Raw genomic sequence first — 17,180 nt, 5'->3', positions numbered from 1 at the left:
TAAAATAAAAAGAAAACAACAGGGGGCTCCACCATTGAAACTGCCAGTCTGCACATCCTGCCGCTATTCCTTCTCCTGGAAGGAAACGCTTATGACATCTCTGAAATTCACCCGAATCCTAACCTGCCCTAAATGCGGCACAAAGCTGTATCCGACACCGAAATCACGGACAAAGGGAACGCTACTTATTGCCGTTCCCATCATCGCTGCAAGCTTTATCAGTACTATGATGGGTGCATCGACCGGTGTGAGAGTCAGCGCCATCGTTGCAGCCGGTCTTTTGTCTGTTCTTTTTTCGCCTTATTACTATGAATATATTGAAGAGGATAAGCCGCTTTGGTAGAGGCAGAGCTTTCTTGGCGCGTGAAATTTTTCGGCAGGCAGCTCCTGCTGCTCGCTTTGCAGATTCTTCTTTCCATCGCGGTTTTCATCCTGATTGGCTCACTTCCGGTACTGATCAATGGCTTTCAATTTGATCCAGCCGGCTATGCGGAAAAGACAGCAGAAATCGCCATGCAGCTGCTCATGCTGCATGAAATGACATATGAAGGAGTGCCCATGGTGCCGATCATCGCGGAACGCGCCGGTATCACCATCCCGATTTTCCTCGGAGGCGCTGCGGCGGCATTCTTTTTTTCGTTTGTTGCAGCCTTCGCTTCCTTATTGCTTATGCGGAGAAAACTGAAAGTAATCACTAACATGCTGGGAATCCTTGAATCTGTTCCGGATGTGATGATTTTCGTCATTTTTCAGATAGGCGTCATTGCCTTTTTAAAAGCTACAGGCATTAAACTTGCCCAGTTTGCAACGACGGGCTCTGAAAATCAGGCCGTCCTTCTTCCCATATTGTGCATTGCCCTGCCAGTCTCTTTTTTCCTTTCAAAAATGCTGATTCAATACATTACAGAAGAGTTAGATAAGAGATACATAGAGCTGGTGCGCTCGATGGGTTTTTCCTATTCTTATATTCTGAACATGCATGTAATGAGAAACATTGCAGGCGCATTGTTCGGTTCGGCAAAAACAGTGTTCTGGTCCATGCTGTCTACCATGGCTGTTGTTGAATACCTGTTTAACTTAAACGGGTTGTTGAGTTTTGTGTTTACTGCTTCTACACCCGAAGTATTTACACTCAGCTGTATCACTCTTTTTATTCCGCTCTTCCTTTTATACAGGGTTTTCGAGAGAATCAGCAGCTCTATTAGAAAGGAAACTCAGTAAATGATTGTCCAATTATTTAAGAAAAAAAGATTTCTGATCAGCTTTCTTTTTCTATCTGCCCTTCTGATTTTAAGTATTGGAAATACACTCATTAATGACGGCGAGATCCAGCAGATCAGATATGTAAAAGATTCAGATGGCGGAATAAAACACGCTCCGCCCTATGCTCCTCTTGAAGTATTTCTGCTGGGCTCAGACCGTTTCGGATTCGATCTTCTTCACATGATAGTGGAAGGAGCAAAGTATACAATTGGCATGACCATTCTGATTGCGCTTTTGAGGATGATTTGCTCCCTGATTTTCAGTTACTTCATCTGCTCCATGAAGCCTTTCTTTTTTAAGCTCATCAAGACTCTAAGCGAACCCTTTTCAGTCGTTCCGCAGACCATCATTGCCTTTTTTCTTCTGCATAGTGTCCTGTGGATGCCTCCCGAAGGATTTCAGTCCACGATGTTTGAAAGAGTTGCTTTTCATACGGCTGTTCTTGTCCTGATCGCTGTCCCGTCCCTTTCGATGCAGCTTTCAGGAGAAATTCGGATGACCTTGGATGAGAGCTTTATCGAAGCCTCAAAAACGCTTGGCGGAAGAAAATCACACCTTTTCATGAAACACATCATCCCTGTCCTCTATGAACGCTGGATGCTTTTATTTGGCCAGCAGCTCATTCAGGTGCTGCTTCTTCTTGCACATTTAGGGGTCTTTAAACTTTTTTTCGGAGGAACCGTTGTCTCGTATGGAATGGGTGGTGATCCGCCGCGGACCTTTTCCTATGAGTGGTCCGGTATGATTGGAGACAGCCTCGGCTACTTGTATGTTCAGCAATGGATTGCCCTTGTTCCCATATCTTTTTTCGCTGTCACGGCCATCTGCTTTGCTCTGATGAATGATGCATTGAAAGAGGTTATTTTTAACGGCGGTCAAACGGGGACATCTGGCACAAGTGCTGAAGAAAGGTCCTCCGGCAAGTCAGGCAGCGGTCCCTTTCACTTTATACAATAGGTGGAAATTATTAAATTAGTTTTTCCATAAGATAAATACAGACGATAAAGAACAAAAACAAAGAACTATCTTTTAAAACAATACTCTTTGATTTCCGGTTAAGGTAAATACTGTATCCAAAGATTGCAGCACCCATTAAATAGATCCATGCGATGTGAGGTATGAATCCGCCAAGAACCAGCGGTATAAAGACCATAAGTCCGGTTATTATCCCAGGCGGACTTTTCTTTTTATTTTCTGTTTCTTCCATTCTATCACCCCATGGATTGTTTAATTTAAGTTAACTCTGAGTGTTTATAAAGACGAAGAAACACTTTCTTACAGCCTTCCAGTCAATTAAAATCCTTTAAAGAATGCATTCAGAACAAAAACCAAAACAAAAAACAGAATAATAAAAAACGCCTCTATCGTGTGCTTCTTTTCATCTTTCTTTTGGCTGATTAACTCTCTGTATTTCTTTTCTATGAGCCTTTTTTTATCGTTCCTTTGCATAATTTCTCCTTCATTCCCGTTGGAAACTTGACGGAAAGATGGGAATTTGCCCGTCGTCATTTCTCTTTTTAACTTCTTCTACGAATTTTTTCTTTCCTGATACCTCGGAATCAGCACAAATCCCGCTATAAAACTCACAAACGAAGCGATTCTCACAGCATCGTACAGTTCGTGGTTTTTAAACCACAGAACATTGACTGCCATAACAATTGCACCAAGTAAAATAAGTGCAGCTCCGGTAAACCTCTTGGACATAATTTTCCATCTCCCTTCAAAAGTGATTATACACTAAAAGTTATATTTTCCCATAAAAATGCCGCTCTATTAGTGAGCGGCACACCTGTCTATTCTCCTCTCGGGCCAATCATATCAAGCGGATTCACATACTCATCGAATTCTGATTCGGTCAGTAGATTAAGCTTTACTGCTGCTTCTTTGAGCGTCATGCCTTCTTTGTGGGCTTCCTTTGCAATTTTCGCGGCATTTGCATATCCGATATGAGGGTTTAAAGCCGTGACGAGCATAAGAGATTCGTTCAGATTTTTCTCAATGACAGCTAAATTTGGCTTTATGCCAATGGCGCAGTGGTCATTAAAGGAATGGATTGAGTCGGACAGAAGCCGGACAGACTGCAGGAAATTATAAATGATCACCGGCTTAAAGACGTTCAGTTCAAAGTTTCCCTGACTGGCTGCAAAGCCGATTGCTGCATCATTTCCCATCACTTGAGCGGCGACCATGGTAATGGCTTCGCTTTGAGTCGGATTGACTTTTCCGGGCATGATGGAGCTTCCGGGTTCATTTTCAGGAATGGTGATTTCGCCGATTCCGCACCTCGGTCCGCTTGAGAGCCACCTGACGTCGTTTGCAATCTTCATTAAATCTGCGGCGAGCCCCTTAAGTGCACCATGCACAAACACGATTTCGTCATGACTAGTGAGTGCATGAAACTTATTTTCTGATGTTTGGAATTTTGTAGCTGTGTATAGACTGATTTCCTCAGCCACAAGCCTCCCGAAATCCGGATGCGCATTAATACCCGTTCCTACCGCTGTTCCGCCGATGGCAAGGTCGCGCATCTTTTCAACGGAAAGCCTGATCATGTCCTTGGACTTGTGAAGCATGTGAACCCAGCCGCTGATTTCCTGGCCAAGAGTAAGCGGTGTAGCATCCTGCAGGTGGGTTCTCCCAATCTTCACGACATCTTCATTTTCCTTTGATTTATTCAAGAGTGTCAGATAAAGTTTATCAATCGCGGGAATGAGAGAATCAAAGACTGCAAGCACTCCCGCGACGTGCATCGCTGTAGGGAATGTATCATTGGAGCTCTGCCCCATATTTACATCATCATTTGGATGAACGGTCTCATCCGTATCTCTCAACAGCTCATTTGCCCTGTTGGCGATGACTTCATTAACGTTCATGTTGCTCTGGGTACCGCTTCCCGTCTGCCAGACAACAAGCGGAAAATGTCCATCCAGCCTTCGGGCCAGAATATCATCACAAACCTGTACAATCGCCTTCTCCTTTGCTTCACTCAGCATGCCAAGGCTGCTGTTCACCTTAGCCGCACTTCTTTTTAGAACCGCAAACGCATCAATCATCTCCATCGGCATACGCTCTGTCCCAATCTTAAAATTTTCTTTGCTTCGCTGTGTTTGAGCACCCCAAAACTTATCAGCAGGAACCTTGATCTCACCCATTGTATCTTTTTCAATACGAAAATCCATGCTACCACCTCCGTCTCTTTTTCTTTACCCTTTTTATTCAAGAAATGTTCATATAAACCTTTCATTCTCCCCATTTTCCAGCTGGTTTTTTTGATAAAATAAAGAAGCAGAGGAAAATCTGCTCATATCAAAAGACCCGTATATCAAGCTTAAACCGGTTAATCAAACGTTTGTTTAAAAATAAATGAGGTGAAAAAATGGGAGATATCGCTGTTATTGCTGCTGCTTTGCTTCTGTTGGTTTTTTCATTGGACTCTCTTGCAAAATTAAAACAATCCGAGAAAAAAGAAGAAGGAATACTTAAAATCTACCTCGGGTTTCTTATTATCGCTTCCATCTCTGTTATCCCTTATAAACTATGGCAGCTCGCCGGAAGCCATCATACTCCGGACGGCATGCTCCTAACAGCTGGTTCGGCTCTTGCGGTCGTCATTTTCATCGGACGCTTTTACTCCCGCAGAGTGAAGAGCCATGCTTGAGAAGAAAAGCGGAAGCGCAAAATAATTTCTGAAAGACAAGAAAGCGGGGCATTACGCCCCGCTTTTTTTAATGTTTGCAAATAAATTCCCCTGGCTGTCGGCTTCAGCATAAAGCACATCCTTGCTCGCTGTTTTGTACTGAGCCATCAGCTCATTGATCAGCCACTCTTTGGACTGCTGAACAGACGCCAGGGCATGCTCCTTGATGTCGCCGTCAATGATGACCGCATAGGAGAGAACATCCTGTTCCGGCTTAAGGTTCATGTCTTCCGGCGTAACCGGCCTTGCGTTCACTTTCGGCAGCACGGACAAATCCCCGCTCGGCTCCAATATGGCGTACTCAACATCCTCTACCTTAAAATAACCCTGTACTCTCAGCATAGATAACAGAGAATAAATACTCATCCGGTTCTTTTTAAGCTGCAGGCGGTCAATCTGCCCATTTGAGATGACAATCGCCGGTTCTGCATTCATTCCGTAAAACATCTTGGATAACGACACTTTTGAAATCAGGATAATACTGATGCCAAGGATCACCATTCCAAACGCTGTTTTGAACGTATCAATGGACACGAGGGGCTGTGCGCCCACATTTGAAAGGATAAATAGGATCGCTATTTCATAAGGCGTCAGCTGTGCGATTGATTTTTTCCCGATAAAATTGGTTACAAGCCACGTTCCGGCAATGACAATCACAGAGCGGATGATATAGATTGATAAATCTGTTAAGAAATCGCCCATAGTTTCCTCCTAAAACCTTGGTGTAACAGAGGTCAGATTTTCAAAAAGCATCATTGAAGTTTCACCCTCCCGGATGGCGGATTTTAAATCTCTTTCATTAATCGCGCCCTTCAGCTGTTTGAGTGAAATATTGAGGAGAGCCTGGTTTGTCCCTCCGCTTTTAATGGATATAATGACCTTTCCGCGCTCCCACATGTTTTCCACGTTCTCTGCTTTTTCCGCAGCCTCTGCCCAGTCACCTTCTCTTGATGATTTCATGACAGCATGAAGCTCATCATAGAACGACTGATGCTTCTGAAAAAAGACAGCCTGCTGCCAGGCAAACAGCCCGATATAGGAAACAAACAAAAGCGCAAACAGGCTGATTGAAATCCGTCTTTGCGACATACTGGCCCCACCTTCTTTTCTTTTCATTTTGGACATGTTGCGGCCCGTGTAATCAGACAGCACATTAAAACTGTCCCTGCTGAAAAAAATTAGGTAGTTTTTATATAGAAAAGTGATCTTTTTTAACTCAATTAACGTTTTACCTTTTATAAAGGTAAAGGATGGGATGATATGAAAAAACGAAACGCGAAAATCATCATGTCGATTGTGCTGATACCAAGCCTTGTTTTTGTCATGGTCAAGGGAGGCGAAGCCCTCTTTACTAGATCGACTGGAAGCACGGCTGTAAAAGCGAGTTATGAGGAAGAAGACCTTGAAGTGGCAACGTTCGCAGGCGGTTGCTTCTGGTGCATGGAACCGCCGTTTGAAAAGCTTGACGGGGTAGAGGACGTCATCTCTGGTTATACGGGCGGTGAAGAAGAGAATCCTTCGTACAACGACGTTTCATCAGGTCAGACAGGACATGTTGAATCCGTCCAGATTGTGTACGACCCGAAAACCATTTCCTATAAGGAAATTCTGGACGTTTACTGGAGACAGGTAGATCCAACCGATCCAGACGGACAGTTTGTCGACCGCGGAAAGCAGTATTCAACCGCCATCTTCTTCCACAGCGAAGAGCAGAAAAAAGAAGCGGAGTCATCAAAAGCCGCGCTTGCCGAGTCAGGACGGTTTGATAAAGAAATTGTCACACCAATCCTCCCTGCCAAAACCTTTTACATGGCAGAGGAGTATCATCAGGATTATTACAAAAAGAATGAAATCAGATATAAATACTACCGGGACAATTCAGGAAGGGACCAGTTTCTTGAAAAAGTCTGGGGGGAAAATGACGGCCAGGCTCCTGCTGATTCCGTCTACTCAAGGCCTTCTGAACAGGAACTTAAAGAAAGTCTTTCAGACATCCAGTATGAAGTGACACAAAAAGACGGAACCGAAGAAGCATATAACAACGAATACTGGGACTTAAAAGACGACGGCATCTATGTAGACATCGTATCAGGCGAACCCCTTTTCAGCTCAAAAGACAAATACGACTCAAATACAGGCTGGCCAAGCTTCACGAAGCCGCTTGTTAATGAGCATATCGTTGAAAAAGAAGACCGCAGCTTTTTCACCGTGCGGACAGAGGTCCGGAGCAAATACGGGGATTCGCATCTCGGCCATGTTTTTGACGACGGACCGGAGCCGACAGGCCTGAGATACTGCATCAATTCAGCCGCTCTCAGGTTTGTTCCGGCAGAGGACCTGGAACAGGAAGGGTACGGTGAATTTGCAGATTTGTTTAAGTGAAAAAACCGGAATATCAAAAACCTTCAGCCGCGGGCTGAAGGTTTATTTTTTTAAAAGGACGGTCACTTTAGTTCCTTTTCCGACTTCACTTTCCATTTTAAATTCGCCATTGTGCTCCGTAATAATCTTATTGCTGATCGTAAGACCCAGGCCAATTCCCTTTTCTTTTGTCGTAAAAAACGGTGTCCCAAGCTTTTTCAGTCTTTTTTCATCGATGCCTGCCCCATTGTCTTCAAACGTAAGTTTATAAAGAGAGCCGTCTATGTCGCTCCCGCGGATTTTCAAAGTGCCCCCATCAGACATGGCTTCAATGGCATTCTTCATGACATTGATAAACACTTGTTTCATTTGATTTCGTTCGCATTCAATGAGCGATTCCTCTGAACCGAATGCCGTTTCGATATGAACATCTCTCAAAGCTGCTTCCGGATTAAGCAGAATCACCGTATCTTTTACAAGCTGAACAATATTCGCACGTTCCTTTAAATGAATCGCCTGCGGTCTCGCAAGCGCCATGAACTCATTGACAATCTGTTCAATTCGGCTTAATTCATCAATAATAACATTCTGATACGTCTGATCTTCTTCATCTCTGTTCTTTTCAGTCAAAAGTTTAAAGAACCCTTTTATCGAAGTCAGGGGATTCCGGATTTCGTGGGCGACTCCTGCTGCAAGTTCACCTAAGACCGTAAGCTTTTCATAATTTTTAATATACTCTTCTACTTTTCTTTTTTCAGTAATGTCCCTCGAAATAAACACAATGCTTTCCGGCTCGCCTTTTTGATTCATGACAGCCATTCCTCTGCCTTCAAAGAGCATGGCTTGTCCTGAACGGCTGATTTTATGATAAGGGAGAGTGACAGGCTCCTTTGTCGTAAAGACGGTGGAGATGATGTCCTGCGTCTGCGCATGATCACTCTCCATTATATACTTGAAGACATTTTCACCAATCATGGCCTCAGGTTCATAGCCAAGGGTTTTCCTGTAGGAAGGGGAAGCATACTTATATTTCCCTTCAAGATCTACGACACAAATCAGATCATTGCTGTGTTCAAGAATGATTCTGTATTTGCTCTCGCTTTTTCTCAGCCGCTCTTCGGTCATCTTTCTCTGTGTAATATTTCTTGAAACAACTATGGCGTGTTTAAGGTGGCTTTGCTCCTGTACAGGAATGCCGTGAGATTCAAGCCAGATATAGGTTTGATCCTTGCAAAGATAGCGGTACTCAACCGTCATCTGCCTGTTTTCTGTCACCATGGTATAAAATTGTTCAGCAATCTGTTCCCTGTCCTCAGGATGAACGAACTTAAACGGACTGGATCCGATGACCTCTTCTGCCTCGTAGCCGAGCACTTCTTTAAAGGACGGCGAAACATACGTGAACAGCCCCTCTTCATCTAGCAGCCCGACGATATCTCTCATGTTCTCCGTAATTAAACGAAAGCGCCTGATCGTTTCTTCATGCTCTTTCTCAAGCAGTTTCTTCTCCGTTATATCCCGGATGATGACCTGGGTTTCCTGTGTATCTCCCCATACATTCGGGAGCGACGTCACTTCAACATATACAGGATGACCTGCCTTCGTATACCACAGCTGCTCCATCGCAGGCGGTGTATACCCGCACGCTGTATCCAAAATTCTCTGTTCAATGTTCTCTCTGTATTGGGAATCTATTGAATCCCATATGGGCTTTCCTAAAAGCTCTTCCCTGCTGCCGTACTGAAGCATCGAAGCAGCAGAAGGATTAACGTACGTCCATTTCCGGTCTTCATGTATCAAAAAAGCAGTTGGAGAATTCTCAAGCTGATTTGTATATGCTTCCCTCAGCGCATCAAGCTTCTCCTGAGATAGGACCTTCCCGCCGCAGTCTTGCTCAAGGTTCTTCATCTGTGTCCATCCCCTCCACTTCTCTCTTTCTTACATTTAATATATCAAAAATTCTAAAATTAAGGAACGAAAAGCGGAAGCGGCTGATTAGCTCCGGGAGTCAGATAAGGATTTGGCAGTGAAGGCGCTTTTTGCCTTTGCTGACAAATCTGTTCTGACAGAGGAGTTAGCCGCTGGAGCTGGACATCAACGAAAAGCGGAATCAGCCGGTTAGCTCCGATAGGCAGATAAGAAATCGAACGAAAAGGCCGGGTTTGCCTTTTTGGGCGATTTTGTTCTGACGGAGGAGTTGGCTGATGGAGCTGGACATCAACGAAAAGCGGAGGCGGGTGATTAGCTCCGGGGAATTACGCCACTTTTCACCTTTCCAACCCTGCACTTGTGGCACCTATCGGCGGAGTTACGCCACTTTTCACCTTTCCAACCTTGCACTTGTGGCACCTCTCGGCGGAATGACGCCACTTTCACCTTTCCTCACCTGGACTTGTGGCACTACTAAGCGGAGTTACGCCACTTTTCACCTTCCCAACTCTGGACTTGCGGCAGCACTCAGCGGAGTTACGCCACTTTTCACCTTCCCAATCCTGTACTTGTGGCACCACTTAGCGGGAGTGACGCCACTACAAAAAAACAGGAGACTGACAGGCGGGTTATGCCGCCTGTCAGTCCACTGTTAATTAATAATTCCATGGTGCATAATCTCAACCGACACGTCGGGTTCGATTGAAATTTCAGGATAGTCTTTTTCCCAGTCAAGTTCTTTCCACAATTCCGGGTGATAGGCAATGAGTTCCCTGCCGATTCCGAGATAGTCGCAGTTTGCTTCTTGGATGATAGAAAGGGTTTCTTCCACATTTTTCTGAAGCTTTTTCTCGATACCTTTTTGGAGATTTTCCAGGACACTTTTTTCATATAAGCGGTCATGCGGGAATTCCATAATATCAAGCTCTGCTTTGAAAGGGAGTTTAACCTTTACTTTATTCAATCCATCCTTCTCTATTTTCAGATTGCCTTTTGAATGAGAGATTTCGTAGGATACCGTCAGCTGTTCATCTTTAAACGGAATCGTATCATTGATCATCATCGCTTTGTTTCGTTTATTGCTTAAGGCAAGCAGCAGTTTCGTCTGATCTGTGTTGATCGTCACACCGGTAAATTTATCTTTGTGGAAAAGTGCGGCGCCTGTGATCTCTGCTGCCTGATTGCTTTCATTAAGCTTCATATAAGGAAGCATTAAGCCTTTTCCTTCATCAAATAAAATGGTGCAGATGGATTGAATGGTTTCAGTTGGAACAGCTGATTCAAACTCCATAGTTTTGATTAATCCGTCAAGGTTTTCCCCAATCAGCTCATCTCCTACCTTCTGTAGCTCCAGTATGGCCTTCGGGTCCTTCTCCACAATGATAAATTTTCCGTTGAGCGGACTTTCAGGCGTACGGTAGAGAACATCTGCGAATTGAAGAAGACCCTTTTTGGCCAGATCATCCTGCAGCAGGAAAACCTTGTTTTTAGCAGTCATTAAAAAACCTGAGGTCTCTTGATTCAATTTGATTTTTGAATCACGGGTTGATTTTGCAACCACTGAATACGTTTTGTTGACCGGCCTCTGCTCCTTCGCTGTATACGTATGAATAGAAGTGGTAACTAAAACCTCATCTTCCGACTTTACCTGAAAAGCGGTTGCGGACATAAACACCGTATTTTTCAAAAGTTTTTGGTCCCAGCACCCGCTTAACAGCATCACCGACAGCCCGGCTAAAAACAGCTGCTTAAGCTTGTTCATTTTTCGTTTTCCCCTTTCTGACAAATGATAGAAGGAGAAGGATGACAGGGATTGCAAACACAAAAACCAGCGAAGACATGTTGACAATGTCGGCAAGCTTTTCTGTGAGCCGGTCACTTTTAGCAGGAGTTAATGCCAGCACGGTGACAGCAAAAACAACGACAGGAACAAACGGACGATGGTTTTTTTTTCCGGAAACGTTCTGCATGCCCTTGCTTGCAATGTAAATATACATCAGTCCTGATGTGATGACCGAAACAACCCAAATGGCGAGAAACACCAGATCCACACGTTCGACAACAGAGTATGAAATAGCCTTCAGCAGATAAAGCGTTGGCTCGGGTACGATCGGCATCTCTTTTGGACTGAAAAAGATAAGGCTTGTAAACGTAATGTACGAATAGAATAGAGTGACAATGAGGTTGCTCAGGGACACCATTTTCAGGCTCTGAGCAGGCTTCCCTTCCACATACGGATAGAGAAACAGCAGGATTTCAAATCCCATGTAGGACATAATCGCCTCTTTGCTGCCAAGCAGAATCTTTACAATTCCGCTTTCTCCAACTGGAAATACATAGCGGATATCCACCGTTTTATAGGCATTGAGGGTCAAAAGAAACAAGAAAATTAGCAAAATAGAGACAAGCACATAAAACCTGGCTAATTTTCGGATGTCTTCCTTTGCAAAGTAGAGTGCCACTGCAGAAAGCAGCAAAATCAGCACCCAGGCTGGCGTAAAGTGATAGATCCACCTTTTCAGAACGTTGACATACAAAACAGCAATCAAACTTGACAGGAAAATATAGAAAATAATGTAGCCGTAATTTAAGAAGGTTCCCATATGTTTGCCGAGGAGCCGTTTATTGATGTCAAAAAGACTGTGTGCGGGAAATTTCTTCACAAGCAGCCAAAATAACAGGATGACAATCTGTGCGGCTGCACCGGCTATTAATGCAGATATCCACCCATCCTTGCCTGCAGTTTTATAAAGGTTATAGGGCAGGGATAAAACACCGATTCCGATCTGGGTCTGAAGGACAAGAAACAGAAGCTGCTTATGCGTAATCGTATGCTTCATTTCTTTTGTCCCGCCCATTTCCTCATTGATTTTTGGCGCCTGATTCTTTGCGGCATTGTATCTCTTGGACGGTCATTCATATACCAGTGGTGCATGCGCAGAACAGAATCTTTCATGTTATCAAACTGCATCGGCACAAGAGGGTAAAAATATGGTGTGCCAAACGATTCAAGAAGACTTAAATGCATAATGATCAGGACAAAAATAAAGACAATTCCCAAATATCCAAAAATCGCTGCCCCGAACATCATTGGAAAGCTTAGCAGCCTCAATGTTGTACTCATGTCATTTGAAGGAACAACAAAAGATGCTATGGCAGTGAGGGCGATGACAATAATCATCATATTGGATACGAGATTTGCTTCAACGATTGCTGTCCCGATAACCAAACCTCCTACAACACCAATTGTCTGGGAGATAGAGGTAGGCAGACGCAAAGCTGCTTCTCTCAGCAGTTCCAGAATAATAACCATGAGCAAAGCTTCAGCCAGAGGCGGAAGCGGCACATTCTCAAGGGAGCTTTTAACCGTCAGAATCAAATCATTTGGAATCAGCTCATAGTGAAATGAAATCGTTGCGATATACAATGCCGGCAGACTAATCGCAATGAAAAAGCCCAATATTCGGATCAGCCGGTAAAAAGAGCCGTACAGCGAGCGGCTGTTATAGTCTTCGGGAGACTGGAAGAATGCAAAGAAATTAACAGGTGTTATAAGAGCTGAAGCACTTCCTGTAGGCAAAATTGCCACTCTTCCTTCCAGTAAATTTGACACAATTTTATCCGGCCGTTCTGTATTTAAAAGCTGCGGAAAAAAAGAAAACGGGTTTTCTTCCAGTGACTCTTCAATGATTCCGGGAGAGTCCAATGCATCTGTTTCTATGTCCTGAAGACGTGTGATAACATCCTTAACCAGCTTCTGATTCGTCAGGTGATTCAAGTATACAACTGCCACTCTTGTTCTTGATACACTCCCAATATGTAAATATTTAACAACCAGACTTCCATCTAAAATCCGCTGCCTGATTAAATTCAGGTTAATATCAAGATTTTCTGTTAATCCTTCATGAGAACCTCTGATAACCTTCTCATTTTGAGGCTGTTCGATTGACCGCGCCTGACTGATGCCGGCATCTATGCAATAAATGACATCTGTTTCTTCAATTAACAGCAAGCACGCACCTTTACATAAATAGTGAATCCCTTCATGAATATCTTTCGTTTTTGTAATAGAGGCAATGGCAACAGCGTCTTCAACTTCGCCTGATTCTGACTGCTGCAGCGGACCAATGACGTCCTGATTGATTTTCTCGGATTGCATCATAGGAACAAAGTAAAGAAGCAAAGCCTGCTTTCCCTGAAACTGAATTCTCCTTTGTCCAAGATCATCGGTGTGATCGAGATGGGTAAGAATTTTTGCGATATTAACGTTAAAATGAGAAGAAACTGGAATGTTGACATCAGCCGGCGACACAATATTCTGAGGCTGCGGCTTCTTTTTTTCCGATTCCTTCTTCTTCTTTTTTAAAAACGAAAACATTCTCTGCTCACCCCTTCTCCTGGCACTATGAGCTTAGTTTCTATGTCTGCTGGCAAAAGTATGCATTTTATATCTTCACTTGTGAACCTGGTGCTTTAGAAAATAGAAAAAAGGCGTCCGATTGTTTTCGGAGCGCCTTTTGTAAATTATGAGTGGATCGCCTGCAAACCAGCCTGATTCAGGAAGTTCCACGGCTTGTTATAGTGCGGCTGGAAGAAAAAGTCGACAAATCCAAGCTCATCTATGGTCATATTGTTTTGAATGCAGACAGACAGTGTGTTGATGGATTGAGTCAGGTCTGCTTTGGACATGACTTGTGCACCGACAATTCTCCGTGTCTCTTCCTCATACACAACTTTCAGCGTAACAGGTTCGTAGGTTGGCATGAATTCCGGACGGTCGTTTTCTAAGATTGTGATACTTTTCACATTCATGTCCGCAAGAGAAGCAGCCGTTTCGGTCATCCCGGTTGATGCGATGTTCTGATCATAGATTTTAATACCTGAGGTACCCTGTGTTCCCATATATTTAATCGTCTTTTTAACAAGGTTTCTTGCAGCAAGAGTCCCCATTCGGACAGCGTTGGTTGCAAGCGGAATATACGCGTGCTTTCCGGTCGGGTTGTAGCGGATCGCACAGCTGTCACCGGCTGCAAAGATATCTTCATTGCTTGACTGCATGTATTCATTCACGATAATTGCCCCGTTATCAAGCATTTCCACCTGTCCTTTGAGCAGTTCTGTATTAGGCTTGAATCCGATGCAGAGAACAACCAGGTCCGATTCATACTCACCATGGGTTGTCACAACCTTTGTCACTTTCCCATTTTCGCCTTTAAACTGTTTGACAGTTTCCCCAAGAGCGAGTGTAACCCCGCGGTTTTCAAACTCCGTTTCAACAACTTCGGTGTATTCTGCGTCGAGATATTTGCTCAGGACTCTGTCCGTGCTGTCGATCAGCGTGACTTCTTTACCGTATGATTCGAACGCTTCTACAAGTTCAATGCCGATATAGCCTGCGCCGACAACCGTAATTTTTTTCGCTTCTTTCGCTTTATCAATAATGGTATTGGCATGCTGATAATTTTTAGAAAGGACGATGTTCTGAAGATTAATTCCTTCAATCGGCGGAACAATCGGCCAGGATCCTGTCGTCATAATTAATTTATCATACGTGTCGACAACTTCTTCGCCCGTTTCCAGGTTTTGTGCCGTCAGAGTTTTTAATTCGCTGTCAATGGCCGTGACAGCATGTCTCATTTTCATCGCTGCCCCCATTTTTTCAAGTTCTCCGGGTGATGAATAGAAAAGCCCCTGCGCATCCTCAACAACTCCGCCTACATAAAGGGCGATGCCGCAAGAGAGAAATGAAACATTATCATTTTTCTCATAAACCGTTATTTTTGCATCCGGATAAAGCTTGGCTATATTAGAAACAGCTGCCGTTCCAGCATGTGTACATCCGATAACTGCGATTTTCATAAAGCAATTCCTCCCTGAGAGTAACTTGGTGAGTTTGTGAAGATTTTCACATTATATTGTGAAGGAATTCACAAATCCTTTATGACCTTATTATATCCCTGCTTCTTTCAAAACGCAAGAGATATTGTGAAGTTTTTCACAAAGACTTTTGGAAAGTTTGTCTCACCTTCTATGCACCAATCAAAAGTCATGGTAAAATTTTTACAATACTCAGAAAATGGATGTGTTTAAATGCAAGCAGCTTTGGCCATCAGCAGGCATATCCTGCTGTTTTTCGTTATTGTCATCATCCTTATTTTAACCGTTCTACTGCCGAGGGATGTTGAGATCGGTGCAGAAGGGAAGCCTCAGACTGTCGTCTTCGAATACGAATTTTCATGGGCTGTTTATTCTGAAAATCTCACCGGTTTTTTCTCAGATATAATCCGTGAAAAATCGTTCGGCTTAACAAAGTATGAACGCTCAGCTGAGGATGAAGCCGTTCTATATTTTTCAAGAAGTCTGAAAGTGATTGTTTCCGCTTTTTTTCTCAGCCTCTCGCTCGGCATCTTAAAAGGCATATATGATGCAAAACGCGGAGGGCCCCTTCGGCTTGTTTTCGGTAAAGGGTTTACGTGGCTGCTGCAGTCTTTGCCTGATTTCTTTCTGTTTCTTTCCCTGCAGTGGATTCTGCTGATTTATTTCAGGGACTATGTGGATCTTTTCGGGCACGAAAGCTGGTACAGTTTTATCTACCCCGCTTTGCTCGTGTCCATTTATCCGGCACTGTACATAAGCAGAATTACAGCGGCTTCAATTCTTGATCAGGAAGGAATGCCGTATATTGCGGTTGCCCGCTCAAAAGGACTGCCTTCCGCCATGATTACCTTCAAGCATATGCTAAAAAACAGTCTCGTCCCGATTTTAACAAACATAAGCTCCCTGATGATTTATCTTCTGTCCAATCTGCTGATTGTGGAGTACCTCACGGATTATAAAGGAGCGGCCTACAGGCTTTTCGAAGCTTTTCATGTCACGCCTGTTTTAAGCGCAGGACTGAATACAGCGATTGAACCAAATGTCATTATTTTATTTGGCATCTGCTTTATGCTCATGGTTCTCACTGTTCAGATTCTGAGCGAAACAGCAAAAAGATGGATTGATCCAAGGGAGGGAAGCGCATGAGGAATATCCCTCTATTATCCGGCCTCTTCATGCTAGCAGTCCTTGTTGCTGTCGCATGGCTGGGTCCGGTGATTCCGTCTGTGAAGGAGGGGATCATTGAACAGAGAATGGTTTTTAAAGAGAGCGGAGCGTTTGAAAGGGCGCCCTTTCCTCCATCGCTGCAGCATCTGTTTGGGACAGATGAAGACGGACGGGATCTGTTAAGCCTTGTCATCATGGGTGCAAAGGAGACGCTGATGCTCATTCTTGTCATCAGCATCATCAGGTATGGAGCGGCTATTTTGCTTGCGCTGCTCAGTTTGCCTGAAAAAAGTCCCGCCCGGGCACTTATCTACAGTCTGAACGGATTTGCAGCAAGCCTTCCGATCGTGTTCGCTGCCATTCTCTTTATCACGATGCCTGTCTTTACCTTCAGCCCCCACCGTGTTTATTGGATTGTCCTGATTCTCTCCCTTTCAGACGTCGGCCGGGTCGCCTATGTGTTTCAGCAGGCCATGAAGTCCATCTCGCATACGCAATATGTAGAAGCCGGAGTAACAATCGGAAACAGTCCGTTTGGCCTGTTTTCCCGTCACTATCTTCCGAACTTGCTGCCTGATGCTGTTATCCACTTTTTTATGGATTTGGGAAAGGTAACTCTTCTCCTCGGCCAGCTCGGCATCCTGTCCATTTTCGTTACGCAGGCATTTGTGCAGCTGAACTACGGGTACGGAGAATTGCAGAATACAAGTCTGAATTGGCCGATTCTGCTTGGCATGGCGAAGTCTAATATGATCAATGGATTTTGGATTCCTTTTTTCCCAGCGCTTGCTCTTACCTATTTGATCTTGACGTTTAATCTTATTGGAGAAGGCTTGAGAAAACATTTCAGCAGGATCTAAAAAAAGCCAATGGGTAACTAACCCAT

General features: G+C 44.0%; 17 protein-coding genes. 7 read left to right on the top strand and 10 right to left on the bottom strand.

All coding sequences use genetic code 11. From position 1 onward, the window contains the following. The first annotated feature begins 34 nt into the window (after positions 1-34). Genes MHB63_11565 through MHB63_11555 form a run of 3 tightly spaced genes read left to right on the top strand, consistent with a single transcriptional unit; the run spans position 35 to position 2,220 of the window. Positions 35-343, top strand: a complete 309-nt coding sequence (locus MHB63_11565) for a TIGR04104 family putative zinc finger protein (GenBank protein MEK3807169.1) — start codon at positions 35-37, stop codon at positions 341-343. Further along, the gene (locus MHB63_11560) at positions 337-1,221 is read left to right on the top strand and encodes a hypothetical protein (GenBank protein ID MEK3807168.1); all 885 of its coding nucleotides are present in this window, start codon (positions 337-339) and stop codon (positions 1,219-1,221) included. Before MHB63_11565 ends, MHB63_11560 begins: the two co-directional genes overlap by 7 nt. Continuing rightward, positions 1,222-2,220: a peptide ABC transporter permease gene (locus tag MHB63_11555; protein MEK3807167.1), complete on the top strand. Its 999-nt coding sequence runs from the start codon at positions 1,222-1,224 to the stop codon at positions 2,218-2,220. 10 nt (positions 2,221-2,230) lie between these two features. On the opposite strand, the gene MHB63_11550 is transcribed toward MHB63_11555, so the two are convergent. The 3 genes from MHB63_11550 to fumC all read right to left on the bottom strand — a co-directional run bounded on the left by MHB63_11550 (position 2,231) and on the right by fumC (position 4,442). Continuing rightward, positions 2,231-2,470 (bottom strand): hypothetical protein, encoded by a 240-nt coding sequence (locus MHB63_11550; protein ID MEK3807166.1) that lies wholly within the window; start codon positions 2,468-2,470, stop codon positions 2,231-2,233. 320 nt (positions 2,471-2,790) lie between these two features. Then, positions 2,791-2,967: a hypothetical protein gene (locus tag MHB63_11545; GenBank protein ID MEK3807165.1), complete on the bottom strand. Its 177-nt coding sequence runs from the start codon at positions 2,965-2,967 to the stop codon at positions 2,791-2,793. An 89-nt stretch (positions 2,968-3,056) separates the two neighbouring features. Next, positions 3,057-4,442, bottom strand: a complete 1,386-nt coding sequence (gene fumC, locus MHB63_11540; protein MEK3807164.1) for a class II fumarate hydratase — start codon at positions 4,440-4,442, stop codon at positions 3,057-3,059. A gap of 197 nt (positions 4,443-4,639) precedes the next feature. Between fumC and MHB63_11535 the strand changes: the two genes are divergently transcribed. Beyond that, positions 4,640-4,921 (top strand): hypothetical protein, encoded by a 282-nt coding sequence (locus tag MHB63_11535; protein ID MEK3807163.1) that lies wholly within the window; start codon positions 4,640-4,642, stop codon positions 4,919-4,921. A 51-nt stretch (positions 4,922-4,972) separates the two neighbouring features. Here the strand turns inward: MHB63_11535 and MHB63_11530 are convergent, their stop codons facing one another. Together MHB63_11530 and MHB63_11525 are read right to left on the bottom strand one after the other, a co-directional pair. After that, positions 4,973-5,662 (bottom strand): DUF421 domain-containing protein, encoded by a 690-nt coding sequence (locus tag MHB63_11530; GenBank protein ID MEK3807162.1) that lies wholly within the window; start codon positions 5,660-5,662, stop codon positions 4,973-4,975. Between the two features lie 9 nt (positions 5,663-5,671). Further along, positions 5,672-6,049, bottom strand: a complete 378-nt coding sequence (locus MHB63_11525; GenBank protein MEK3807161.1) for a DUF4363 family protein — start codon at positions 6,047-6,049, stop codon at positions 5,672-5,674. 171 nt (positions 6,050-6,220) lie between these two features. Between MHB63_11525 and msrB the strand changes: the two genes are divergently transcribed. Beyond that, on the top strand, positions 6,221-7,342 hold the full coding sequence (msrB, locus tag MHB63_11520) for a peptide-methionine (R)-S-oxide reductase MsrB (protein MEK3807160.1): 1,122 nt from the start codon (positions 6,221-6,223) through the stop codon (positions 7,340-7,342). A gap of 42 nt (positions 7,343-7,384) precedes the next feature. On the opposite strand, the gene MHB63_11515 is transcribed toward msrB, so the two are convergent. The 5 genes from MHB63_11515 to MHB63_11495 form a co-directional block, all read right to left on the bottom strand. After that, the gene (locus MHB63_11515) at positions 7,385-9,229 is read right to left on the bottom strand and encodes a PAS domain S-box protein (protein MEK3807159.1); all 1,845 of its coding nucleotides are present in this window, start codon (positions 9,227-9,229) and stop codon (positions 7,385-7,387) included. Between the two features lie 673 nt (positions 9,230-9,902). Continuing rightward, positions 9,903-11,012 carry a Ger(x)C family spore germination protein gene (locus MHB63_11510; protein MEK3807158.1) on the bottom strand — a complete coding sequence of 370 codons (1,110 nt, stop codon included), beginning with the start codon at positions 11,010-11,012 and terminating at the stop codon, positions 9,903-9,905. Next, positions 10,999-12,090, bottom strand: a complete 1,092-nt coding sequence (locus MHB63_11505) for a GerAB/ArcD/ProY family transporter (GenBank protein ID MEK3807157.1) — start codon at positions 12,088-12,090, stop codon at positions 10,999-11,001. Before MHB63_11505 ends, MHB63_11510 begins: the two co-directional genes overlap by 14 nt. Beyond that, on the bottom strand, positions 12,087-13,628 hold the full coding sequence (locus tag MHB63_11500) for a spore germination protein (protein MEK3807156.1): 1,542 nt from the start codon (positions 13,626-13,628) through the stop codon (positions 12,087-12,089). Before MHB63_11500 ends, MHB63_11505 begins: the two co-directional genes overlap by 4 nt. 146 nt (positions 13,629-13,774) lie before the next feature. After that, the gene (locus MHB63_11495; GenBank protein ID MEK3807155.1) at positions 13,775-15,109 is read right to left on the bottom strand and encodes an FAD-dependent oxidoreductase; all 1,335 of its coding nucleotides are present in this window, start codon (positions 15,107-15,109) and stop codon (positions 13,775-13,777) included. A 231-nt stretch (positions 15,110-15,340) separates the two neighbouring features. Here MHB63_11495 and MHB63_11490 point away from each other — a divergent pair, with 231 nt between their 5' ends. Further along, the gene (locus MHB63_11490) at positions 15,341-16,273 is read left to right on the top strand and encodes an ABC transporter permease subunit (protein ID MEK3807154.1); all 933 of its coding nucleotides are present in this window, start codon (positions 15,341-15,343) and stop codon (positions 16,271-16,273) included. Next, complete coding sequence (locus tag MHB63_11485) at positions 16,270-17,154, top strand: ABC transporter permease subunit (protein ID MEK3807153.1); 885 nt, start codon at positions 16,270-16,272, stop codon at positions 17,152-17,154. The genes MHB63_11490 and MHB63_11485 overlap by 4 nt, the downstream gene beginning before the upstream one ends. The last annotated feature ends 26 nt before the right edge of the window (positions 17,155-17,180 follow it).

The organism is Bacillus sp. FSL H8-0547, assembly GCA_038002745.1.
Taxonomy (GTDB): domain Bacteria; phylum Bacillota; class Bacilli; order Bacillales; family Bacillaceae; genus Bacillus_P.
This window is presented reverse-complemented; position numbering and strand designations above follow the sequence as displayed.